At 69.3% G+C, this 21802-nt stretch carries 18 protein-coding genes, 2 pseudogenes and 2 riboswitches; of the genes and pseudogenes, 16 read left to right on the top strand and 4 right to left on the bottom strand.

Translation table 11 applies throughout. From position 1 onward, the window contains the following. Positions 1–60: 60 nt before the first annotated feature. From ACWGKJ_RS25235 to ACWGKJ_RS25225, 3 genes are read left to right on the top strand one after another with little or no spacing between them, the layout of a single operon-like run. Entirely contained in the window at positions 61–453 is a 393-nt protein-coding gene (locus ACWGKJ_RS25235) for an SLATT domain-containing protein (RefSeq protein ID WP_385021963.1), read from the top strand. Next, positions 454–603 (top strand): hypothetical protein, encoded by a 150-nt coding sequence (locus ACWGKJ_RS25230; RefSeq protein WP_385021960.1) that lies wholly within the window; start codon positions 454–456, stop codon positions 601–603. 8 nt (positions 604–611) lie between these two features. Next, complete coding sequence (locus tag ACWGKJ_RS25225) at positions 612–1031, top strand: hypothetical protein (RefSeq protein WP_385021957.1); 420 nt, start codon at positions 612–614, stop codon at positions 1029–1031. Positions 1032–1364: 333 nt separating this feature from the next. On the opposite strand, the gene ACWGKJ_RS25220 is transcribed toward ACWGKJ_RS25225, so the two are convergent. Further along, positions 1365–2882 (bottom strand): TerD family protein, encoded by a 1518-nt coding sequence (locus ACWGKJ_RS25220; protein WP_385021954.1) that lies wholly within the window; start codon positions 2880–2882, stop codon positions 1365–1367. A 528-nt stretch (positions 2883–3410) separates the two neighbouring features. Between ACWGKJ_RS25220 and ACWGKJ_RS25215 the strand changes: the two genes are divergently transcribed. From ACWGKJ_RS25215 to ACWGKJ_RS25200, 4 genes and pseudogenes are all read left to right on the top strand, one after another. After that, on the top strand, positions 3411–4640 hold the full coding sequence (locus ACWGKJ_RS25215; protein WP_385021951.1) for a VWA domain-containing protein: 1230 nt from the start codon (positions 3411–3413) through the stop codon (positions 4638–4640). A 53-nt stretch (positions 4641–4693) separates the two neighbouring features. Continuing rightward, positions 4694–5308, top strand: coding sequence for a DUF6308 family protein (locus tag ACWGKJ_RS25210; protein WP_385021948.1), 615 nt, complete (start codon positions 4694–4696; stop codon positions 5306–5308). A 747-nt stretch (positions 5309–6055) separates the two neighbouring features. Further along, the gene (locus ACWGKJ_RS25205; protein WP_385021945.1) at positions 6056–7702 is read left to right on the top strand and encodes a beta-1,3-glucanase family protein; all 1647 of its coding nucleotides are present in this window, start codon (positions 6056–6058) and stop codon (positions 7700–7702) included. Between the two features lie 22 nt (positions 7703–7724). Next, positions 7725–7838, top strand: a pseudogene (locus ACWGKJ_RS25200) (IS630 family transposase); the annotation flags it as partial. Positions 7839–8004: 166 nt separating this feature from the next. On the opposite strand, the gene alaS reads toward ACWGKJ_RS25200, so the two are convergent. Both alaS and tsaD read right to left on the bottom strand, forming a co-directional pair. Next, entirely contained in the window at positions 8005–10650 is a 2646-nt protein-coding gene (gene alaS / locus ACWGKJ_RS25195) for an alanine--tRNA ligase (protein WP_385021942.1), read from the bottom strand. 335 nt (positions 10651–10985) lie between these two features. Next, a complete protein-coding gene (gene tsaD / locus ACWGKJ_RS25190; protein WP_385021939.1) occupies positions 10986–12056 on the bottom strand; it encodes a tRNA (adenosine(37)-N6)-threonylcarbamoyltransferase complex transferase subunit TsaD in 1071 nt (356 codons plus the stop codon). Between the two features lie 162 nt (positions 12057–12218). Then, a riboswitch (cobalamin riboswitch) is annotated at positions 12219–12341 on the top strand. 36 nt (positions 12342–12377) lie between these two features. Here tsaD and ACWGKJ_RS25185 point away from each other — a divergent pair. From ACWGKJ_RS25185 to ACWGKJ_RS25175, 3 genes are read left to right on the top strand one after another with little or no spacing between them, the layout of a single operon-like run. Next, on the top strand, positions 12378–12593 hold the full coding sequence (locus tag ACWGKJ_RS25185; RefSeq protein WP_385021936.1) for a CbtB domain-containing protein: 216 nt from the start codon (positions 12378–12380) through the stop codon (positions 12591–12593). A gap of 35 nt (positions 12594–12628) precedes the next feature. Next, positions 12629–13495, top strand: a complete 867-nt coding sequence (locus ACWGKJ_RS25180) for a CbtA family protein (RefSeq protein WP_385021933.1) — start codon at positions 12629–12631, stop codon at positions 13493–13495. Beyond that, a complete protein-coding gene (locus ACWGKJ_RS25175) occupies positions 13492–14289 on the top strand; it encodes a (2Fe-2S)-binding protein (RefSeq protein ID WP_453315820.1) in 798 nt (265 codons plus the stop codon). Before ACWGKJ_RS25180 ends, ACWGKJ_RS25175 begins: the two co-directional genes overlap by 4 nt. Before the next feature lie 241 nt (positions 14290–14530). On the opposite strand, the gene ACWGKJ_RS25170 is transcribed toward ACWGKJ_RS25175, so the two are convergent. Further along, on the bottom strand, positions 14531–15403 hold the full coding sequence (locus tag ACWGKJ_RS25170; protein WP_385021927.1) for an aldo/keto reductase family oxidoreductase: 873 nt from the start codon (positions 15401–15403) through the stop codon (positions 14531–14533). Between the two features lie 105 nt (positions 15404–15508). On the opposite strand from ACWGKJ_RS25170, the gene ACWGKJ_RS25165 reads away from it, so the two are divergent. The 6 genes and pseudogenes from ACWGKJ_RS25165 to ACWGKJ_RS25140 form a co-directional block, all read left to right on the top strand. Then, a complete protein-coding gene (locus ACWGKJ_RS25165) occupies positions 15509–16372 on the top strand; it encodes a LysR family transcriptional regulator (RefSeq protein WP_385021924.1) in 864 nt (287 codons plus the stop codon). 179 nt (positions 16373–16551) lie between these two features. After that, positions 16552–16722: riboswitch (cobalamin riboswitch) on the top strand. Positions 16723–16947: 225 nt separating this feature from the next. Next, on the top strand, positions 16948–18447 hold the full coding sequence (locus ACWGKJ_RS25160) for a CoA-acylating methylmalonate-semialdehyde dehydrogenase (RefSeq protein ID WP_385021921.1): 1500 nt from the start codon (positions 16948–16950) through the stop codon (positions 18445–18447). Positions 18448–18452: 5 nt separating this feature from the next. Next, positions 18453–19601: an acyl-CoA dehydrogenase family protein gene (locus tag ACWGKJ_RS25155; RefSeq protein ID WP_385021918.1), complete on the top strand. Its 1149-nt coding sequence runs from the start codon at positions 18453–18455 to the stop codon at positions 19599–19601. After that, on the top strand, positions 19598–20665 hold the full coding sequence (locus ACWGKJ_RS25150) for an enoyl-CoA hydratase/isomerase family protein (protein WP_385021915.1): 1068 nt from the start codon (positions 19598–19600) through the stop codon (positions 20663–20665). Before ACWGKJ_RS25155 ends, ACWGKJ_RS25150 begins: the two co-directional genes overlap by 4 nt. Next, positions 20659–21591, top strand: coding sequence for a 3-hydroxyisobutyrate dehydrogenase (gene mmsB / locus ACWGKJ_RS25145; protein ID WP_385021912.1), 933 nt, complete (start codon positions 20659–20661; stop codon positions 21589–21591). The genes ACWGKJ_RS25150 and mmsB overlap by 7 nt, the downstream gene beginning before the upstream one ends. A gap of 17 nt (positions 21592–21608) precedes the next feature. Beyond that, positions 21609–21737 (top strand): annotated as a pseudogene (locus ACWGKJ_RS25140) (enoyl-CoA hydratase); the annotation flags it as partial. Positions 21738–21802 lie beyond the last annotated feature (65 nt).

The following is a 21802-nucleotide window of genomic DNA, read 5'->3' as shown; positions in this document are numbered from 1 at the left end:
GGTCTGCCCCAGGACCTCCATCAGGCGTCCAATGTCAGTGCTGACTCGTACCTTGTTCGCATGGCAGAACCTGACGGCACGACGGATGCAGCCCGCCGGAGCGCCATTGAGGCCGAGTTGAGTCGGCTTGAGGAAAGCGCTCTGTACAGCGGGCAGATGCAGTTCGAGATGACCAAGCAGTGGCGCGGCATCAACCTCTGGCTCGGCCTGCCGGCGAGCGGGTTGGCGGCTATCTCGGGCACCGTCGTTCTCGTCTCGGCCACAGGGCGGGTGGCTGCCGGCGTGATCGCCCTCGTGGCGTCCGGCTTCGGCGCCATCCTCACCACGGTCAACGCCTCGCACCGAGTGAACCAGGCTGCCGCGTCCGCCAACGCCTATCTGGAGATTCAGACGGCGGCTCGCCAGGCCAGGGAAGTCGACCTGCCCTACTTCGGCATCGAGGAGGCGCGGTAGGTGCTGGCCGAGATCACAGCACGGCGGGATGAGCAGAACAAGACGGCCGAGCCGCCGAACAGGCGCGCCTACAAGAAGGCCCGCCGCAACATCGACAGTGGTGGACAGACCTATGCCGTTGACGAGACGGCACTACCGACGGGACGGTAGAAGACGCGATGGCACTCTCGGTATCCCAGGGCTTCGACATCTTCCTGGAACGGCTGACACCTCTGCAGAGCGAGCGAGACGCCAAAGCCTGGAAGTACTTCAACGCGGTGCCAGTCTCCTCCTTCTATCTGGAGATGCGCGCAGCGCAGTACATGGAGGTGCAGACGTCCCTCCGATCTCTTGCCTACCTCTGTGGTTACTTCGAATGGCTGGACAAGATCCAGCTGGCGGACATGAACGACCCCAAGGGGAAGGCCAGCCGGTTCTCAGTGTGCTCCGGCGCGGCGCCACGGACGAGCACCTTGTCGAATCTGCACACTGCGGCGACGCGGGCTCGAAAGGCCGTCGATGCTGAGCAGGCAGGTAGTACCTACTCCGCTTTCGAGTATTTGAACCTGCTGTTCAACGGTCAATTTCCCAGACGCTGACGGAGACGTCCCTCTCGCAGCCTGGTTCTGTGTAAAACAGGTCGGAGCGAGGCGGAGTTGCAGTCCCGGCCCCTCTCCAGCCCGCATCGAGTGTGCAAGCCTTCGGCACGGGGCACGGCGCTAGCCCGCCAGCGTGCACCGATGTGTCAACTAAATCGCCTGCTTCGGAGTGGGACCACTGGTCAGGAACCAGGTGCCGGAGCACCCCGGTGAGATGCTCGAAGATTCCGTCTAGCTGCCAGTGGGCGAAGTAGCCATAGACGGTATTCCACTTCGGGAAGCCGTGGGGCAGGCTGATGGAGGGCATACACGAGAAGGCCGCTCCCTGTCCGCCTACTCGACGTCGACTCCATAAGCGCGGGCCAGGCCATCGAGGCCGTCTGCCCATCCCTGGCCGAGGGCTCGAAGCTTCCATACTGGCTGGCTGTTGGCGTTGTGTCGGTAGAGCTCGGCGATGACCATGGCCCGGGTGGACGGGTCGGCGGGAGGCCTGAAGGTCCAGGTGGTGCCGTTCGCGCAGTCCAGGTTGAAGTTTGCCGCCGTGAGGGATCCGCAGGTCAGGCCGGTGTCGACGTCCATGTTGATGGCGACCGCGACATGCTGGACTCGCTCGGGCAGGGCGGAGAGATGGACGGTGGCGTGTTCGACGGTGCGGGGTCCCTCCTGTTGTTTGCCGAGCAGACGGGCGCAACCGTCGGCAGCGGAGGGCTGGTTGTAGAAGACGAAGTCCTCGTCTCCTGAGACCAGGCCGTTGCTGTCGAGGAGGAACAGGGTGAGGTCGGCGTCGGCACCGGCGAAGCTGAAGGAGGCGCGTAGTCCCTGCCATGCTTCTTCGGGCAGGACGAGGGTCTGGCCGGGGATGAGCACGGTGGGCGCGCTCGGCCCAGCGGGCGCGGGATGTGCCGGCGGGACGGTGATTTGCTTCCACTCGGCGAACGGTCTGATCTGGTACGGGTCGCCGAGCGGGGTCCGGTGGTCCGGAGGCGCGTTGGAGCCGAGGGTGATGTCCAGGTCGGCGAGCGACGGTTCGTCGGGATCGGGGTCGTCCTGCGCGTGGTCCAGCAGGTCTTGGAGGCCGGGGACACGGGTAGCGCTGAGCGGCTTGATCGTGCTGGAGAGATTGCCGGAGGACGTGGTGGTGACGGAGCAGGCGACGTCTTGCCCGATGTCCAGGAAGCGCAGGGCGTCCTCGGCATCCCGCCAGGGGGTGGATTCGATGGCGTGGCGTGTCCACCTGCCGTAGGCGACGAAGCCGAGTCGCTGCGTATCAGGAAGGCGAGTCATGACGGCCAGGTCGATGGCTGTGATCGCGGGGGCGGTTGCGAAACCCTCTTTGAGAGTGGCGACGATGTTGGAGCCCATGGCTGTCAGCCACCACAGGGTGCGGTCGCGTTTGGTGAGGTTCTTCAGAGTCGGACGCCCGCTGGGTGTCAGGCCCGCGGTCTGGGTGGGCATCGTGTCGAGGTCTTGCTGCCGCATGACGACCGACAGAACCGCGCCGTCCACGCCGACAGCGCAGCCGGCGGCCGGGTTGTCGGAGAAGGCGGTGTTCACTGCCTCGCAGACGGTGGCCTCGTCGTTGGAGAGCAGTGCGTGCCACCACTGGTCGGCCTCGGTGACCAACTGCGCGCGGACAGCGTGGAGGCGTGCTGTTTCTTCGGCTAGGTAGGCGGAAGCGTCTTGTTGAGCGCGCTGCTTTGCCGCAGCGCGCTCGGCGCGCGCCAGCCTGCCCACGCCTTGGAGATGAAAGGCCTGGGCCTCGGCGAGTGCCCAAGGAAGCCCTAGCGGCGGGGTGGTCGAGATCTGGGGTGGTTGCGCGGCGGCGAAGGATTGCAGATGCATGCTGGTCATTTGTCGTCTCAGCTCCTGCAGCTGAGCGATGGCGGCGTCGCGTGCTGCCTGCTGTTGTGCCCTTTCGGCCTGACGACGTGTGCGTTCGAGCTGTGCGGCCGAAGGGGCGACCGATCGAGACCGGGTGGTACGCCGAGTGGTCGTCCGTCGGCTACTGCCGCGTAGAGAGCTCGACGCGTAGAAGGGGCCAAACCCCGTCGAGACTCTGGCGCCGCCGCTCCCCACACTGAGTCGTGCCGCACGCGGACCGACAGAGGTCCGCACGCCACGCGTAGAGACCCGCACACTCAGCCCCGGCACACCGACACGGAAACCAAATCCCATGTTCCACCCCTTTCCCCGAGGGCACAGTGTGGCACTTACACATGCTTCGGCAGTGCATGCGGGGAACATCCGCTCGTGAGGGAGTTTGCAGCCCAGTGGGCGGGCAGTGAGCGTAGGCGTCAACAGGGGCGAATCTCGTCCAAACGCGGGACGGTTGCGCAGGAGGGGTCTAGCGTTACTCTCTCGGCGATCAAGGGGGCGATGATGCACACGACGTCGTTACGAAAAGGCGAGAACGCGGGGCTGAAGCCGGCCCCCGTGGTGTTGGACGTGTCCGTTCGAGGTGTTGCTTCGGATGTCTCGGCACTGCTGCTGGGAGCGGACGGCAGAGTCCGTAGCGATGACGATTTGGTCTTCTATAACCACCCAGTCCAAGACGGCGTATCAATCGCCGGGTCCGCAGTCACCGCCGACCTCGCGCGCGTCCCAGCTGACGTTGACCGAATGGTTGTCGTGGCGAGCGCCGACCCGCTGCAGCCAGGTGCCGTCTTCACCCGCGCACCGTCATTGACCATCACCCAGCCGAACTCGTCCGTTCTGTCGTTCACCGCGCCGGACTTCACATCCGGGGAGACGGTCGTGGTTCTGGCGGAGCTCTACCGACGAAATACCGATTGGAAGGTCCGTGCTGTGGGCCAGGGCTACGCCTCGGGCCTGGCAGGTCTCGCGACCGACTACGGCGTCGATGTCGAATCCGAGCCGACGGCCTCCACCCCCGCGCCCCTCCCTGCACAAGGACATCGGCACTCACGCCCCGGGGGGCCTGCGGTGGATCTGTCGAAGGTCCAACAGCTGGCCCCCGGACTGCTGTCTCCGGCACGCCAGGCCGGCAAGGCCCTCACGGACCGGAACATCTCGGACCGGCGGGCCGCGGTCTACCTGATCCTGGACCACGACTGGCATATGGAGGAGCTGTACGAGTCGTTCGCGGTGCAGGCCTTCGCCGAACGCGTTCTGGCGATGTCGGCCAACCTCGACGACGACGGCACGGTGCCAGTGATCTTCTCCAGCGGCGAACAGCCGTTCTTGGAAGAGATCCGGCTGGACAACTACCGTGGTCGTATTGGGCAGTTGCACACCCAGGTCGACTGGGGATGGGGCAACGTCGCCGAGGCGATGCGTCGCGCGGTACAGCACTATCAGGAATCCGGAGCCACTGATCCCGCCTTCATCGTGACCCAGGTTGGCGATGAGCCCTGGGACAAGGCTGAGGTGCGCTCCATGCTGCAGAACACCGCATCACTGGGAGTGTTCTGGCTGTTCGTCGGATTCGGACGCGGCAAGCTCGGGTTCTACAAGAACCTCAACGCGTCCACCTCCGCCACCTTCACCAACGTCGCCTTCTACGACGCGAGCAAGAACCCCGGATCGGTGCCCGACGAGCGGTTCTACGCTGGCCTCGTCGACGCCTTCGCCGTCTGGTTGCGGCGTTGAGTCAATCGCCGCTCACTCGCCGACTCAGCAGCCTCATCGCCTCCGATCAGGCTGTGCCCAATCTCCAGCGCTACTTCGGCACCAGTCATTTCCATGAAGCAGTGCCGTTCACCGGTAGTCGTTTCGAGCATCTGGCCGGCGGAGGAGATCGTGAGCCGGTTGCGAACGTACTGACCGCCGATGACTTGATAGCTGTGCAGACCCTGTCCGTCAGGATTCCTGCGGAGGCCGCCCTGGACCTTCTCGAGGGCGAACTGGGTCTCCGCTTGTCCAAACTGCTGAGGGGTGTGCCATCCGGCCTCGACATGGTCGAGGCCGAAGCCGCCGATTTGACCGAAGGGTCGCCCGCGCATACTGCCTGGCGCGTTCTCATTGATCAGCCCGGAATCGGATGGGTGACGGCTGGCAAGCTCCTCGCCCGGAAGCGGCCGCGACTGCTGCCCGTCTACGACCAGGTTGTTCGCTGCATCCTCGGCCGGCCGAAGTCGTTCTGGCTCGACTTGCATGGCGCCCTGCACGCCGACAACCATGCGCTGCACCTAGAACTGATTGCCCTGCGGCAGGCCGCCAATCTTCCCGCGACAGTCAGTGCGCTTCGGGTCTGCGACGTAGTGCTCTGGATGCATCACCATACGGCTCATCAGCAGAGAAGGTGTGGCGGGATCTGAACTCCGTCGGACGCACGCAGGGGTCTCCGGACGCAAGGGGAAGCGGGCCTCGTGCTCCCGGCGGAACACCCCCTGACCTGCGGTGTACCAATGTGCCAACTATCTCTCGGATTCCGTACCGCCAATTGCTGGAGCTACTTGGCGTCAGCGCAGGTCACGAACGTTCCCCTGTGCCAAGTAGCGGGCTTGGTCACACCGGGTGGTGACGAGGGTCTTCGCTCTTCCGGACAAGGCCTGGGCACAGTGACATCCTTCTCAACTCCCCTACAGGAAAAGCCGGTTCGGATGACCTGCCCCATCGTGCGGGCAGGCCCCCCCACTCCACGGGACACCGCCGAGGACTTCGAGTGGGGCTGCATCCCCGCCCGCGGGCGGCGCGTCCATCGCATCGGCATGGTCGCCGGCATGACCCGCGACCACGACCAGCTGCGCGCCGTGGGCTGCCTCAGCTCCACCCTGGCCGGGTGCCTGTGGGAGTGCCGGCTGACACTGCGGCCGCTGCCCGCGCACGGTACCCGCCCTTGGTCCTGGGCGGTTGTCGTGGAGATTGCTGTGATGCGTGCCTTCCGGGGGCCGCAGGTGGCTATCGGCAGAACAGGGACACCGACCCGGACAGGGACACCGACCCGGACTGATCCCGCACATCTCTTGACCCCTATTGGTCCAATCCAATACTGTCACGGTCGCATCACGGCAACACCCCCACCTATGACGTTCCTGATGGGCCGTCATGCCTCGGGAGGGCCAGTGGTCTCACGACGTACCTTCCTCAACGCGGCCGGCGCGACCGCCGCCGCTACCGTCCTCTCCCCACTGTCGCCGTTCGTCTCCAGGGCGGCGGCAGCGGGCGCCTCGCTCCCGGTGTCGCTCCGGAACAACTCCGGCAGTAACACGGTGTACGCGTACATCTCCGGTACGGACAGCAGCGGCTGGCCGGTCTTCGTCTCCGCGAACGGCACCGTCAACCGGCTGCCGAACCCCTCATCCCCGGTCACCCCGATCGCCGACTACTCCATCACGCTGGGTGCCTCGGGGTCGGCTGCGACCACGGTGCCCCTGAACGACTACATCATCGGAGGCCGGGTCTGGTTCTCGGTCGGCCAGAAGCTCAAGTTCTTCGTCAACCCGGGCACGGTACCCGGCGTGGTCCAGCCGGCACTGGTGAGCTCCGACCCGAACTGGGCGACGAACTGGACCTTCTGCGAGTTCACCTTCAACAGCGCCAACCTCTACGCCAACATCTCCTACGTCGACATGGTCGCGCTGCCGGTCTCCATGTCCAGTACCGGTAGCGGCGGCAACCAGACGGTCAGCCCGCTGCCCAGCGGCGCCCTCGCCTCCATCGCCTCCGGCCTGAAAGCCCAGCACGCGGCCGACGGCGCGCCCTGGGACAGGCTGGTGGTCAGCGACTCCTCCGGCGGAGTGCTGCGGGTCATGGCGCCCTCGCACTCCCCGGTGGACTTCGGCAACTACTGGGACGACTACCTCAACCGAGTGTGGACCCGGTACGCGTCCACCTCTCTCAAGGTGAACGGCCAGGGCAGCATCGGTTCGTACACCGGCACCGTCTCCGGTGGCGCCATCGTCTTCTCCGGACTGAACACCAACGGCGTCCCGTTCACCAAGCCCAGCGCCACCGACATCTTCGGCTGCGCCTCCGGACCGCTCTACAACTCCGGTGGCGACGCGCGCGGCGCGATCGCGGCCCGCCTCTCCGCCGCGCTCAACCGCAGCAGCCTCCTGGTCTCCGGCGGGAACAACCAGCCCGACGGGGTGGCCCCGTCGCAGTACTACACGGACCCCGTCACCAATCACTACGCCCGGCTCGTCCACCAGTACGCGAGCATCGGCTACGCCTTCCCGTACGACGACGTCGGCCCCACCGGCTCCGCCCCCGTCGACGGCCACATCCAGGACAACGCCCCCACCTCGTGGACCATCTCCCTGGGAGCGGGCGCCGGATCGGGTCCGGGGGGCACGGGCACCAGCGCCTACACCACCATCCAGGCCGAGTCCTACGCGTCCCAGAGCGGCACCACCACGGAGAGCTGTTCCGACTCCGGCGGCGGCCAGGACGTCGGCTATCTGGCCAACGGCGACTGGCTGAAGTTCTCATCGCTGGACTTCGGTTCGGCCTCACCCGGGCAGTTCCGGGCCCGTATCGCCTCGGGCGCCGCCGCCGGCGTGAGCGGCGCGATCCAGGTGCGACTGGGCAGCACCACCGGCACGAAGATCGCCGAGATCGACTTCGCCAACAACGGCGGCTGGCAGGCCTGGCAGACGGTCCCCGCCAACATCGTCGCGCCCGCGACCGGGGTCCACGACGTCTACCTGGTCTTCTCCGGAAGTACTTCGGACTTCGTCAACCTCAACTGGTTCACCTTCACCCACTGACACGGGCACCCACTGACATGGGCCGCGCTCCCGAGGCCGGCACGGGCACACGCCGATGGTGCGGGTGCGCGGCCGGTCCTGGGGGCGTTGCTCGATCGCGGCCCGGTGCTGCTATCGGCCGGGGGAGCCCTTCCGGGACCGCCCCGGGCCACCGGCCGCCGCGAGGTCCTGATGCCGGCCGGACGTACGGACCGCGAGCGTGTGGGTACGGGGACCTGGACAATGCGAGATCTCCGGTGTGACGGGGCTGTCAAGGAGCGCACCACCACACCGGAGATCCCTGTGCACCCCCGGTCCCGCCGTCAGCCACCGCTGATGATCCCGGGCAGATCGGCCAGCACGCGGTCAAGCCGCTCACCCGGAAGCCCACCGCCCTGGGCGATCTCGGGGGAGCCGCCACCGCGGCCGTCAAGTACCCGCTTGACCAGGGTGGATGCGTTCTGCCCTGCTTCGGTGGCGGCGTGGTTGAGTGCGAGTACCAGGGCGCCGTCCTGTGTGGCGACCGCAGCGGCGCCGGGGCGGTTCGCCGGGAGGCGGTCGCGTACGGCCAGAGCCAGGGCGCGTGCGTCGCCGGGTGTGCCGGTCACCCTGGCGGTGGCGACGAGGGTGCCGTTGGCGTCCACCCCGGCGGCGGCCAGTTCCGCGGCCCTCGCCGCGGTGCCCTGCGCCTTGAGCCGGGTGTTCTCGCGGTCGGCTGTCCGCAGCCGGTCCAGGAGGCCGGCGATCCTCTCGGGCAGCTCCGCGCGCGGCGCGCCGAGCTGCCCGGCGATCAGGGAGACCAGGTCCCGTTCGCGGGCCAGGTAGCCGAAGCCCTCGATACCCACGGCCGCCTCCAGCCGCCGCATCCCGGCGCCGACGGAGGATTCCCCGGTCAGGGCGACGGTGCCGATCTGGGACGCGTGCTCGACGTGGGTGCCGCCGCACAGTTCGCGTGACCAGGCCCCGCCGATCTCGACGACGCGCACCTTCTCCCCGTACGTCTCGTCGAAGAGGGCCAGCGCGCCCCGCTCCTTGGCCTCGGCGAGCGTCATCCACTCGACCCCGACCGGTAGGTCCATGCGCAGGGCCCGGTTGGCAGCCTCCTCGATCTCGCCGCGGACGCCGGTGGAGAGGCCGCCGCGCCAGGGGAAGTCCAGGCGCAGATAGCCGGGCCGGTTGTACGAGCCTGCCTGGAGGGCCGTGGGGCCCAGGGTCTCGCGCAGGGCCGCGTGCAGGACGTGGGTGCCGGAGTGCGCCTGGCGGGCTCCTAGCCGCCATTCGGCGTCGACAGCGGCGACCACGTCGTCGCCCGCCGTCAACTCCCCTGCGGTGACCCGTACCTGGTGGGCGATCAGTCCGGGCAGCGGACGCTGTACGTCCAGGACCTCGGCCTCGGCGGAGGCTCCCGAGATCCGGCCGGCATCGCTCTCCTGACCACCGGACTCGGCATAGAAGGGCGAACGGTCCAGGACCACGGTGGCGATCTCGCCCTCGCGGACAACGGGGACCGGACCGGTGGCACCCAGGATGCCCAGCACCCGCGACTCGGTGGTCAGGGTGGACCAGGCCCGCCAGTCGGTGGGCCCGTGCGCGTCCAGCAGGGAGCGCAGCGCCGAAGTGTCGGCGGTGCCAACGGACTTACGGGCCCGGGCGTCGGCGCGGGCCCGTTCGCGCTGCTCGTTCATCAGAGCGGTGAAGCCCGCACGGTCGACTTCGACGCCCTGCTCGGCCGCCATCTCCAGCGTGAGGTCGACGGGGAAGCCGTAGGTGTCGTGCAGCAGGAACGCCTGCGCGCCCGGCAGCGTGCGCCCACCTTCCGCCCTCACCTTGGCCACGGCGGTGTCGAGCACGGTGGTGCCCTGCTTGAGGGTGGTACGGAAAGCGTCCTCCTCGCCGTACGCCTGGTCGCTGATCCGCGCATAGGCCTCGGCCACCTCGGGATAGCTGGGCGCCATGCAGTCCCGGGCCACCGGGAGGAGCTCGGGCAGGGCCGGATCCTGGTGGCCGAGCTGGCGCATGGAGCGCACCGCGCGGCGCACGATGCGGCGCAGCACGTAGCCGCGGCCCTCGTTGCCGGGAGCGGTGCCGTCGGCGAGGAGCATCAGCGCGGTGCGGACGTGGTCGGCCACCACGCGCAGCCGTACGTCGGTCTCCTTGTCCGCCCCGTACCGGACACCGGCCAGCAGCGCGGCCCGGTCGAGGACCGGGCGCGTCTCGTCGATCTCGTAGAGGTTGTCCTTGCCCTGGAGGAGGGTGGCCATGCGCTCCAGGCCCATGCCGGTGTCGATATTGCGGCGCGGCAGCTCGCCGAGGATCGGGTAGCCGGACTTGCCGGGGCCCTCGCCGCGTTCGTACTGCATGAAGACGAGGTTCCAGAACTCCATGTACCGGTCCTCGTCGACGGCCGGGCCGCCCTCGCGGCCCAGTGCGGGTCCCCGGTCGTAGTACAGCTCGGAGCAGGGACCGCAGGGGCCGGGTACGCCCATCGACCAGAAGTTGTCCTCGTCCCCGCGGGCCACGATCCGCTCGTCGGGCAGCCCCGCGATCCGCCGCCACAGGGCGCGCGCTTCGGAGTCGGAGTGGTGGACCGTGACCCAGATCTTCTCCGGATCCAGGCCGTAGCCGCCGCCGTCCCGTGCGTTCGTGGACAGCTCCCAGGCGTAGGCGATGGCCTCCTCCTTGAAATAGTCCCCGAGGGAGAAGTTGCCGTTCATCTGGAAGAAGGAGCCGTGCCGGGTGGTGCGGCCGACCTCCTCGATGTCCAGGGTCCGTACGCACTTCTGCACGCTGGTGGCCCGCTCCCACGGCGCGGCCGCCTCGCCCGTCAGGTACGGCTTGAAAGGCACCATGCCGGCGTTGACGAACAGCAGCGTCGGGTCAGGGGTGGGCAGCGGCGCGCTCGGGACGACCGTGTGGCCGCGTTCGGCGAAGTAGTCGAGGAATCTGCTGCGGATGTCGGCGGTACGCAAAGTTCAGTGCTCCGGTGGATCGGTCGGACAGGAAGGGGGCCGGACAGGAAGGGGGAACGGCCGCGCTGGTCTGGATGCCGGGGGCCGGAGAATGCCGCGCCTCCGGATCCTTCGGACGCCGGACGGGTGGCCCGCACCCGCCCAAGGCGCCGGTGGCAGGCCAGAGTTGTTTCGGTGCGCGGGGAAGTCGGCAGGCGGCAGGGTTCCCCGGGCGCGTCCACGGTCACAGTGTCGAGGAGCGCGGCCCCGATGCCGCCGCCGCGCGCCGGACCCGGCACGGCGAGTTCACCGACATCCCGGCCCCCGCGCCGCCCGGCGGCCGTGTGCGGTGGCGTTCACGCCGCTCTCGCACCGGTACGGGAGACGGGGTGCAGGGCCGCGTACTCCAGCGGCGCGGACGGATCGACCGAGACATCGAGCGGGGCCGGTCCGGCCCCCGCCCGGACCAGGAGATCACCGACGGCGGCGACCATCGCGCCGTTGTCGGTGCACAGCTTCAGTGGGGGTACCCGCAGCACGATCCCGGCGGCCCGGCAGCGCTCCTCGGCCAGCGCCCGCACCCGCGAGTTGGCGGCCACCCCGCCCACCACGACGAGTGTTCCCACCCCGTGCTCGCGGCAGGCCGCCACCGCCTTGCGCGTCAGCACATCGGCCACGGCCTCCTGGAGCGAAGCCGCCCCGTCGGCGAGCGGCAGCTCTTCGCCTTGCAACCGGTGCCGCTCGGCCCAGCGGGCGGCCGAGGTCTTCAGCCCCGAGAAGGAGAAGTCGTAGCGCGCGTCACGCGGACCGCTCAGCGGCCGGGGGAACGCCACGGCACGCGGATCGCCCTCCCGCGCGGTGCGGTCGATGGCGGGCCCGCCCGGGTACGGCAGTCCGAACACCCTGGCCACCTTGTCGAAGCACTCCCCGGCGGCGTCGTCGATGGTGTCGCCCAGGTGCTCGATCGGATCCCGCGCGAGGTCCCGTACGAGAAGCAGGGACGTGTGCCCGCCCGACACGATCAGCACCATGCACGGGTCCGGCAACGGCCCGTGCTCCAGTGTGTCGGCCGCGACGTGACCGGCCAGATGGTGCACGCCGTGCAACGGCACCCCCAGGGAGAAGGCCAGGGTCTTCGCCCCGGCCAGACCCACCTGCAACGCCCCCGAGAGACCTGGTCCCGTGGTGACCGCCACCGCACCGATGTCCGACATCCGCAGCCCGGCCCGCTCCAGCGCCTCCCGCACGACGGGAACGAACGAGTGGACGTGTGCCCGTGCGGCGATCTCCGGGACCACTCCGCCGAAGCGGGCGTGCTCGTCCATGCTCGACGCCACCGCATGCCCCAGCAATCGCCCGTCCCGCACCAGACCGGCGCCCGTTTCGTCACACGACGACTCGATCCCGAGCACCACCGGAGAACCCACGACAACCTCTTTCGCATACGGAACGCAGTTGCAAAGTATATGCAATAAGGTACGCCGCCGGCCCGTCACCGCAACGGCGCGGGGGCCGGCCTCCAGAGCTCCACCCAGCCCTGCTCCGGATTTGGCATGGGCTTGATTGACCGCCTGGAGAAGCGATCCGTACGCTGCGCGTGTAGTGATGGCATAAGGAAGCTGGTGAGATTCCAGCACGGTCGCGCCACTGTGAGCCACGCCACCGGAAGGTGGCCGGCAAGTCAGACACTGAGCCCTCACTCCGCCCGCATACGCAAGGGACGCACGATCCCAGAAGGAGGGCTCACCTTGAGCAGCGTTTCCACATCCCGTCCGGTGGCCACACCGGTTGTCCTGCCGATCTCCAAGTCCGTTCTCTGGCTGGTCGGTACCGCGCTGATCGCGCTGGCCGTCTACTACTTCATCGGCGTCGACCAGGGGGCCGTGTCGGTGTTCGGCAACGACATGCACATTCACGAGTTCGTCCACGACGGCCGCCACTTCCTCGGCTTTCCCTGCCACTGACCCTCCGCCGCATCTGGACGTACGGACAACTCGACATGGAAAAGAAGCTCATACTGCGCGGCGTTCTCGCCGGCGCAGTCGCGGGCCTGCTCGCCTTCGTCTTCGCGCGGATCTTCGCCGAGCCGCAGATATCCAAGGCCATCGACTACGAGAGCGGCCGCGATGCCGCCCAGGCCGCCCTCGACAAGGCAGCCGGCCTGATACCGGAGGCGGGCGGCCCCGAACTGTTCAGCCGCACCATCCAGGCCAACCTCGGCATCGGCGTCGGCATCGTCTTCTTCGGTATGGCGATGGGCGCCCTGTTCGCCGTCGCCTACACCGTCTGCCTGGGCCGCACCGGCGGTCTGCGGGCCCGCTCCCTGGCGCTGCTCGTCGCCGCCGGCGGGTTCCTCGGCATGTATCTGGTGCCGTTCCTGAAGTACCCGGCCAACCCGCCCGCGATCGGCCACGAGGACACCATCCAGCAGCGCAGCGCCCTGTATCTGATCATGGTCGTGTGCTCCGTGGCCTTCCTGGCGGGAGCGGTGTGGCTCGGCCGACGACTCCAGCCGCGCTTCGGCAACTGGAACGCCTCCCTCCTCGCCGGCGCCGCATTCGTGGTCGCGATCGGGATCGTCATGCTGCTCCTGCCGCAGCTCGGCCATCTCGCGTCCAACAAGGAGAACTTCGGCCATCACGCCACCGAGACCCCGCTGCCGCTGACCGACCCGAAGGGCCACATCGTCTACCCGGGCTTCCCGGCCGATGTGCTGTTCGACTTCCGCTTCTACTCGGTCGCGGCCCAGCTCATCCTCTGGACGGCCATCGGCCTGGTCTTCGCCCCGCTGGCCGAGCGCCTGCTCCGGCCCATGCGACCGGATGCCGCCGCCCCCTCGCAGGAGCCGGACACCGTTCCGGCATGAGCGGTCCACCCACGGCGAGCGCGGCGATCGAGGAGATCGCCGCGCTCGGCCCGTTCTTCGGCGTCCGGACCCATCCGCCAGGTACGGAACCCCCCGGGCCCTGGCGGCGGATCACCGGCCCACTGCTCGAAGCCCGGGTGACAGGCGTACGGGAGTGGCTCGCCGCGGCAGGCGGGCAGCCGCCCGAGGCGGTCGAGACCCGGGTCGCGGCATCCGTCGCCCATCTGGGGCTGGCTGCCCGGCTGGTGTCACCGGCACTGGCCGCCGCCGTGCTGTACGGGCTGGTGCCCGCCCCCGGCCTCGCGGACCTCCGATGGCAGCCTGTGACCGGCGGCCCGGTCCCCTTGTCGCTGCCCGCCGATGCTTTCACCGAAAGGGCTTTTGTCGAGGGGGCGGTGACTGACGGGGCTTCTGCCGTCGGGGCCCTCACCGGCGAACTCTCTTCAGCCGCGCCGCCGGCCCGGCTCGCCGCCGAGCTGGGCAGTCGTCTGGTGGACGGCCCCCTGAGCGAACTCGCCCATGCGATGGCCGAGTTCTCGGTCTCCCCGCACATCCTCTGGGGCAACACCGCATCGGCCGTCAACGGAGCCGCGACCATGATCACGGCAAGCCGCCCAAACCTCACCGCACGGACCCGCGCCATCAGCTCACTGCTTCTGGCGCGGCCCCCACTGCGCGACGCGAGCAGCGTGCGGCCCGACGGAGTGTTCCGGCGGCGGAGCTGCTGCCTGATCTACCGCGCCGCGCCCGGCGCCGCGGGGGCCCTGTGCGGGGACTGCGTACTGTCCCGCTGACCAGGCCGCATCACGTCATCCGCCACTGCCCCCGGTCTTGCCGGGGGCCGGGCTGCGCGCTCTGCTAGGACGTGTTTCGAAAGTCCCGCCTGGCCGACGACGCCTGGCACGCACGCTCGCCGCGTTGTCGGAGTCGTCCAAGTACGTCCAGTACGAGGACGATCCTCCGCCTTGCGATCGCACGCGCCAGGCGCCGTCGGCCCCGCCCTTCGGGCGGACGGCGCTACTTTCGAAACGCGCCCTAGTGGCCGATCTTGTCCAACTCCACGAGTTCCTCGTCGGAGAGCGAGAGTCCCGCACCGGCTGCGTTCTCGCGCAGGTGCGCCACCGACGAGGTGCCGGGAATGAGCAGGATGTTCGGCGACCGCCGCAGCAGCCAGGCCAGGGCGACCGACATCGGTGTCGCGTCCAGCCGGGTGGCCACGGCGGAAAGTGCCGTGGACTGCAGTGGGGTGAAGCCGCCGAGCGGGAAGAAAGGCACGTAGGCGATGCCCTTGGCGGCGAGTTCGCCGATCAGCTCGTCGTCCTGACGGTAGGCGAGGTTGTACATGTTCTGTACGCACACGATCGGCGCGATCGTCTGCGCCTCGGCGACCTGTTCCGCCGTCGCGTTGCTCACTCCGAGGTGCCGGATCAGGCCCTGCTGCTGGAGTTCGACGAGGGCCGCGAAGGGCTCGGCGAGCGAGCCGGGCCGGGGACCCGTGGCGTCGCCGAGCCGGAGATTGACCACGTCGAGCGAGTCGAGGCCGAGGTCCTCAAGGTTCTCGCGTACGGCGCGGCGCAGCTCCTCGGGCTGCCGGGCAGGGATCCAGCCGCCCTGCTGATCGCGGACCGCGCCGACCTTGGTCACGACGTGCAGTGACTCGGGGCAGGGGTGCAGCGCTTCACGGATCAGCTGGTTGGTGACGCGCGGTCCGTATGCGCCGGCGGTGTCGATATGGGTGATCCCGAGGGCGGCGGCCTCGCGCAGGACGGCGAGCGCGCCGTCACGGTCGGCAGGAGGGCCCATGACCCCGGGGCCGGCGAGCTGCATGGCGCCGTAGCCGAAGCGGGTGACGGTCAGATCGCCGAGGGTCCAGGTGCCACCGGGCAGGGACGCGGAAGGTCTGTTCATGGTTTCGCTCATGCCGTCGATGTTCGCTCGCGGACAGGCGGCGCATCCAATACCGACACAGCGCCCTGTCATACCCGGTAGGTATCACAGAGATACGCTGTGGCCATGGACACCCTGGAGACCCGTGAGCTGAGGTACTTCGTGGCCGTCGCAGAGGAACTGCACTTCGGCCGCGCCGCCGAGCGCCTCGGCATGGCCCAGCCACCGCTGTCCCGGGCGATCCAGCAGCTCGAACGGCGCCTCGGCGTCTCCCTGCTGGAACGCAACCGCCGCGGCGTCTCCCTGACCGGCGCCGGAGAGACGCTGCTGCACGAGGGCCGCGCAGCACTCGACGCGACCACCGCTGCCGCCCGCCGCACCCGTCGCGCCGGCGGCGCCGGCAGTCCGGGCGGCCCCCGCAACCGCCTGGTACTGGCAGTGAAGGCCGGCGCGTCCCACGAGCTGATGCGCAAGCTCCTAGACGCCTACGCGGCCGAGCCCGACGCCGCTGAGATCGAGGTACTGCCGAGCGGCACATGTGAGCAGGGAGAAATGCTGCGCGACGGCCGCGCTGATGTGGCGCTCATGCACGCGCCGTTCAATTCCCTCGCCGGGTTCGACAGCGAGGAACTGATGGCCGAGGGACAGATCGCGATCCTGCCCGCCTCACATCCCCTCGCCGCGCAGAGGACGCTGTCCCTGGCGGACGTCAGCGACATCCCCGGTCTTCCGCTCGCCCGCTGGTCCCGCCGCGGCACGTACCCACCCGGCCCGGGCCCCGAGATCCACGACCAGACGCAGCTGGCCCAGCTGATCGCCCTCGGACGCACCGTGGCCGTCTTCCCCGAGTCGGCCAGCGCCTGGCTATGGGCCGAGCACACGGCCGTGCCCCTGACCGACGCACCCCCCGTCGTCACCCACATCGCCTGGCCCGCGCACAGCCGCTCCCTCGCCCTTGCCGGACTGATCCGCACGGCCACACGGCTATGACCCGCTGACTGCCCACTACGGCCTCGGGTACGAAAGGGTCAGCCAACGCCTCAGCACGCTGCGGCGGTCCCGGCCGCGAGGTGCCCCGTACCCGCTGACCGGGAAGCAGCCGGAAACCGACGCCTGGAGCGACACAGCCGGGGCGGGGGGTGGACTTACTAGGACGTCCAACTATATCTTCGTGGCACAAGGTCCGCGGTGCAGGGAAGCCGGTGTGAATCCGGCACGGTCCCGCCACTGTGACCGGGGAGTGTGCTGCCATCCACACGCCACTGGCGATTTCAGCCGGGAAGGCGGGCGGCACGCGGGGATCCGGGAGTCAGGATACCGGCCGCGGAATGTTCCGTGTTTTCCACGAGGATGGAGCAGACACGCATGGCACCGGTCCGTACGCACACCCACGACCCTGGTGATCCGGCGGAGCGCACCCGACTCGACGCGCGCTCGTAGAACTCCGCGGCCGCGAGCCGCTGTTCGCTGTCCCACGGCAGCCCTCCCGGCAGCACGCCCGTCCGCGTGCTCCCGGCGATCTGCCGTGCCGTCCCCGGATCCCAACCTGACGAGAGCAGGCAACCATGGTCCGTGAACTCACCCATTTCATCGGCGGTAAACACACCGCCGGTACATCCGGTCTCTTCGGCGACGTGTACGACCCCAACACCGGCACCGTCCAGGCCCGGGTCCCGCTCGCGGGCCGCGCCGACACCGAGGCGGCCATCGCCGACGCGGTCACGGCGCAGCCGGAATGGGGGGAGTGGAATCCGCAGCGCCGTGCCCGGATCCTGCTGCGCTTCCTCCAACTCGTCGATGGGGAACGTGACTCCCTGGCCCGGCTGCTGTCCGCCGAGCACGGAAAGACCGTCGCCGACGCCCACGGTGATATTCAGCGCGGCCTGGAGGTGGTGGAGTTCGCCGCTGGTATTCCGCACCTGCTGAAGGGCGAGTTCACCGACAACGCGGGCACCGGCATCGATGTGCACTCGCTGCGCTCCCCGATCGGAGTGGTCGCCGGCATCACGCCGTTCAACTTCCCGGCGATGATCCCGCTGTGGAAGGCGGCGCCCGCTCTCGCCTGCGGAAACGCGTTCATCCTCAAACCGTCCGAGCGCGATCCGTCCGTGCCGCTGCGCCTGGCCGAACTGTTCCTGGAAGCAGGTCTGCCGCCCGGTGTGCTGAACGTCGTCAACGGTGCCAAGGAGGCCGTCGACACGCTGCTCGATGACCCCCGGGTCGGCGCGCTCGGCTTCGTCGGCTCCACTCCCATTGCCGCACATATCTACGCGACCGCCGCCGCTCACGGGAAGCGCGCCCAGTGCTTCGGCGGCGCCAAGAACCACATGATCGTCATGCCGGACGCCGACCTCGACCAGGCCGTCGACGCCCTCATCGGAGCCGGATACGGGTCCGCGGGTGAACGCTGCATGGCGATCTCGGTGGCCGTGCCGGTCGGGGAGGAGACCGCCGACCGGCTCGTCGCCGCACTCAAGGAGCGGATCGCCACCCTCCGTATCGGCCGCTCCGACGACCCGGAAGCCGACTTCGGCCCCCTCGTGTGCCAGGACGCCCTCGACCGGGTCCGCCGGTATGTGGACACCGGAGTGGCCGAGGGCGCCGAACTCGTCGTCGACGGGCGGCAGTTCTCCCTGCCCGGCCACGAAGGCGGCTTCTTCGCGGGGGCGTCCCTCTTCGACCGGGTCACCCCGCGGATGCGGATCTACCAGGAGGAGATCTTCGGGCCCGTGCTGTGCGTCGTACGGGCCGCCTCCTACGAGGAGGCACTGCGGCTGCCCAGCGAGCACCCCTACGGAAACGGCGTCGCGATCTTCACCAGGGACGGCGACACCGCCCGCGACTTCACCCGCCGGGTGGACACCGGCATGGTCGGCGTCAACGTCCCCATCCCGGTCCCCGTCGCCTACCACACCTTCGGCGGCTGGAAGCAGTCCGGTTTCGGCGACCTCAACCAGCACGGCCCGGACGCCATCCGCTTCTACACCCGCACCAAGACCGTCACCTCGCGCTGGCCATCGGGTGCCAGGGAAGGCGCGAGCTTCACCCTTCCCACCATGGGATGAGCGCCATGACCACCACATCGCTCACCGAAGTCCAACAGGCCCTGGTCGAGACCACATTGGACTTCGCGCAGGATCATCTGGCGCCCCACGCCCTCCGGTGGGACCAGGACAAGTACTTTCCGGTCGAGGAGCTGCGCAAGGCTGCCGGGCTCGGTCTCGGCGGCGTGTACGTACGGGATGAGGCGGGCGGCAGCGGACTCTCCCGCGCCGACGGTGTCCTCGTCTTCGAGGCTCTCGCCTCCGGCTGCCCGTCCATCGCCGGCTACCTCTCCATCCACAACATGGTCGCCTGGATGATCGACCGCTACGGCGACGACGACCAGCGCGCACGGTGGCTGCCCCGCCTCTGCGCCATGGATGACCTCGGCAGTTACTGCCTCACCGAACCCGGTGCGGGGTCCGACGCCGGGGCGATCCGCACCGGCGCGGTGGCGGACGGCGACCACTACGTCCTCACCGGAGTGAAACAGTTCATCTCCGGTGCGGGTGCCTCACAGGTGTACGTCGTCATGGCACGTACGGGTGGAGAAGGCCCCGACGGCATCTCCGCGTTCGTCGTGGACCGGGACGATCCCGGCCTCTCCTTCGGACCGAACGAGAAGAAGATGGGCTGGAACGCCCAGCCCACCCGCCAGGTGATCCTGGACGGAGTCCGGGTACAAGCCGACCGGATGCTCGGGCGGGCGGGCGACGGCTTCCGGATCGCCATGAGCGGCCTCAACGGCGGCCGGCTCGGCATCGCCGCCTGCTCCCTCGGCGGCGCCCGCAGCGCCCTCAGCCAGAGCCTGTCCCATCTCGCCGACCGGGAGGCGTTCGGGACCCGGCTGCTCGACGCGCAGGCCCTGCGGTTCCGCCTCGCCGACATGGCCACCGAACTCGCCGCCGCCCGCGCCCTGGTCCACCAGGCGGCCGAGGCCCTGGACCGTGGCGACGCCGGGGCACCGCAGCTGTGCGCGATGGCCAAGTGCTTCGCCACCGACACCGGTTACTCCGTCGCCGACCGCGCTCTCCAACTGCACGGAGGCTACGGGTATCTGCACGAGTACGGCATCGAGAAGATCGTCCGGGACCTCCGTGTCCACCAGATCCTGGAAGGAACCAACGAGATCATGCGCGTCATCGTGGCCCGCGGACTGACGGAGGCGTTCCGGTGACCGCCGACGAGGGACACGTACTTCTCCGCACCGAGGGCCGCGCGGCGCACCTCACGCTCAACCGGCCACAGGCGCTCAACGCCCTCACCCACGCCATGGTCCGCCGTATCGACGAGGCGCTGACCCACTGGGAGACCGATCCGGCCGTGCAGACCGTGATCATCACCGGCGCCGGCGGGCGCGCCCTGTGCGCGGGCGGCGACATCCGGTCCATCTACGAGGACGCACGCACCGGAGGAACCGCGTCCGCCGCGTTCTGGCGGGACGAGTACCGGCTGAACGCCCGGATCGCCCGCTACCCCAAGCCGTACGTCGCCGTCATGGACGGCATCGTGATGGGCGGCGGCGTCGGGGTCTCCGCCCATGGCAGCGTCCGTATCGTCACCGAGCGCTCGCGGATCGCGATGCCCGAGACCGGGATCGGTTTCGTGCCCGACGTGGGCGGCACTCATCTGCTCGCCCTCGCCCCCGGTGAACTCGGCACCCACCTCGCCATGACGGGCACCCAGATCGGCGCCGGTGACGCCCTGTTGTGCGGACTCGCCGACCACTTCGTACCCTCTGACGACCTGCCCCGGCTGCTGGCCGATCTCGCCACACAGCCGGTGTGGGACGCGCTCCAGCTGTACGTGGGCGACCCACCGCCCGGCGAGCTGGCGGACCAGCGGGCCTGGATCGACGCCTGCTACGGGGCCGGCACCGTCGAGGGGGTCGTCGCGCGGCTGCGCGGCAGCGGTACGGGCGCCGCCGAGGCGACGGCCGACACCCTGGCGGCCAGGTCGCCCACGGCCCTGAAGGTCACCCTCGCCGCGCTGCGCAGCGCACGGCGGCTCGGTCCGCTGGAGCGTGTGCTTGAGCAGGAGTACCGGATCTCCTGTGCCGCACTCGCCTCGCACGACCTGACCGAGGGGATCCGCGCCCAGGTCATCGACAAGGACCGCAACCCCCACTGGGCCCCGGCCACCCTGGCCGAAGTCACTGACACCGAGGTGGCGCGCTACTTCGCACCGCCTGCCGCAGGCGAACTCCGCCTGACCGTAACCGCACAGGAGGTGCCGTGGTGAACAGCGGGCGCACGATCGGCTTCATCGGACTCGGCCACATGGGCGGTCCGATGGCCGCGAACCTCGTCGGGGCGGGGCACCGGGTCCTCGGCCACGACCTGATGCCCGAGCTGCTCGCCACGGCCGTCAAGGCCGGGGTGGAGGCCGCCGGGTCGTCGGCGGAGGCCGCCGCGGTGGCGGACGTGGTGATCACCATGCTGCCCGCGGGACGCCATGTCCTCGGCCTCTACCGGGCGGAGCGGCTGCTGGCGGCAGCCCGGCCCGGCACCCTGTTCATCGACTGCTCGACCATCGATGTCGCCGACGCGCGCGGCGCCCACGAGGCCGCGTCCGCCGCCGGAATGCGGGCTCTGGACGCGCCGGTCTCCGGGGGAGTCGTCGGCGCCGGGGCCGGGACGCTGACCTTCATGGCGGGAGGCGGCGCAGCCGAATTCGCGGAGGCCGAACCACTTTTGGCGGTCATGGGCAGGAAGGCGGTCCACTGCGGCGGGCCAGGCGCCGGGCAGGCCGCGAAGATCTGCAACAACATGATCCTCGGGATCTCGATGATCGCGGTGAGTGAGGCGTTCGTCCTCGGCGAGAGCCTGGGCCTCTCCCCGCAGGCCCTGTTCGACGTGGCCTCCACCGCGTCGGGACAGTGCTGGGCCCTGACCGTCAACTGCCCGGTGCCGGGACCCGTGCCGGACAGCCCTGCCAACCGCGACTACCGTCCGGGCTTCGCCGCTCCGCTGATGGCCAAGGACCTGGGGCTTGCGGCCGGAGCGGCCAGGGCCGGTGGTGTTCACGCGGAACTCGGTACGAGAGCCGCTGAGTTGTACGCCGCCTACGCCGAAGGGGCCGGGGCGGACGAGGACTTCTCCGGGATCGTCAGAACCATCAGGGAGCGGTCGGTGGCGCACTCGGCGCAGGACGGAGAAACCGTATGACCACGGAGCCGTACGAGATGACCACAGAGCCGTACGAGACGATCCGCGTCGAGCGCAAGGGGCGGACCGCGCTCCTGACGCTCGACCGGCCCGAGGCCCTCAACGCGCTCAACCTCCAGGTGATGAACGAGGTCGTCGCAGCGACGGCGGATCAGAAGGAGGGGATGGCCGCCTTCGTCGACAAGCGTCCGCCTGAATTCACGAACGGCTG

The organism is Streptomyces sp. NPDC054757 (genome assembly GCF_053612185.1).
This window is presented reverse-complemented; position numbering and strand designations above follow the sequence as displayed.

What these genes read in the sequence shown, in the direction of transcription:
- ACWGKJ_RS25220 (WP_385021954.1), bottom strand. Translation starts at nt 2,882, where the DNA reads ATGACCAGCATGCATCTGCAATCCTTCGCCGCCGCGCAACCACCCCAG.
- ACWGKJ_RS25165 (WP_385021924.1), top strand. Translation starts at nt 15,509, where the DNA reads ATGGACACCCTGGAGACCCGTGAGCTGAGGTACTTCGTGGCCGTCGCA.
- ACWGKJ_RS25155 (WP_385021918.1), top strand. Translation starts at nt 18,453, where the DNA reads ATGACCACCACATCGCTCACCGAAGTCCAACAGGCCCTGGTCGAGACC.
- ACWGKJ_RS25180 (WP_385021933.1), top strand. Translation starts at nt 12,629, where the DNA reads ATGGAAAAGAAGCTCATACTGCGCGGCGTTCTCGCCGGCGCAGTCGCG.
- ACWGKJ_RS25170 (WP_385021927.1), bottom strand. Translation starts at nt 15,403, where the DNA reads ATGAACAGACCTTCCGCGTCCCTGCCCGGTGGCACCTGGACCCTCGGC.
- ACWGKJ_RS25235 (WP_385021963.1), top strand. Translation starts at nt 61, where the DNA reads ATGGCAGAACCTGACGGCACGACGGATGCAGCCCGCCGGAGCGCCATT.
- ACWGKJ_RS25215 (WP_385021951.1), top strand. Translation starts at nt 3,411, where the DNA reads ATGCACACGACGTCGTTACGAAAAGGCGAGAACGCGGGGCTGAAGCCG.
- ACWGKJ_RS25175 (WP_453315820.1), top strand. Translation starts at nt 13,492, where the DNA reads ATGAGCGGTCCACCCACGGCGAGCGCGGCGATCGAGGAGATCGCCGCG.
- ACWGKJ_RS25225 (WP_385021957.1), top strand. Translation starts at nt 612, where the DNA reads ATGGCACTCTCGGTATCCCAGGGCTTCGACATCTTCCTGGAACGGCTG.
- ACWGKJ_RS25160 (WP_385021921.1), top strand. Translation starts at nt 16,948, where the DNA reads ATGGTCCGTGAACTCACCCATTTCATCGGCGGTAAACACACCGCCGGT.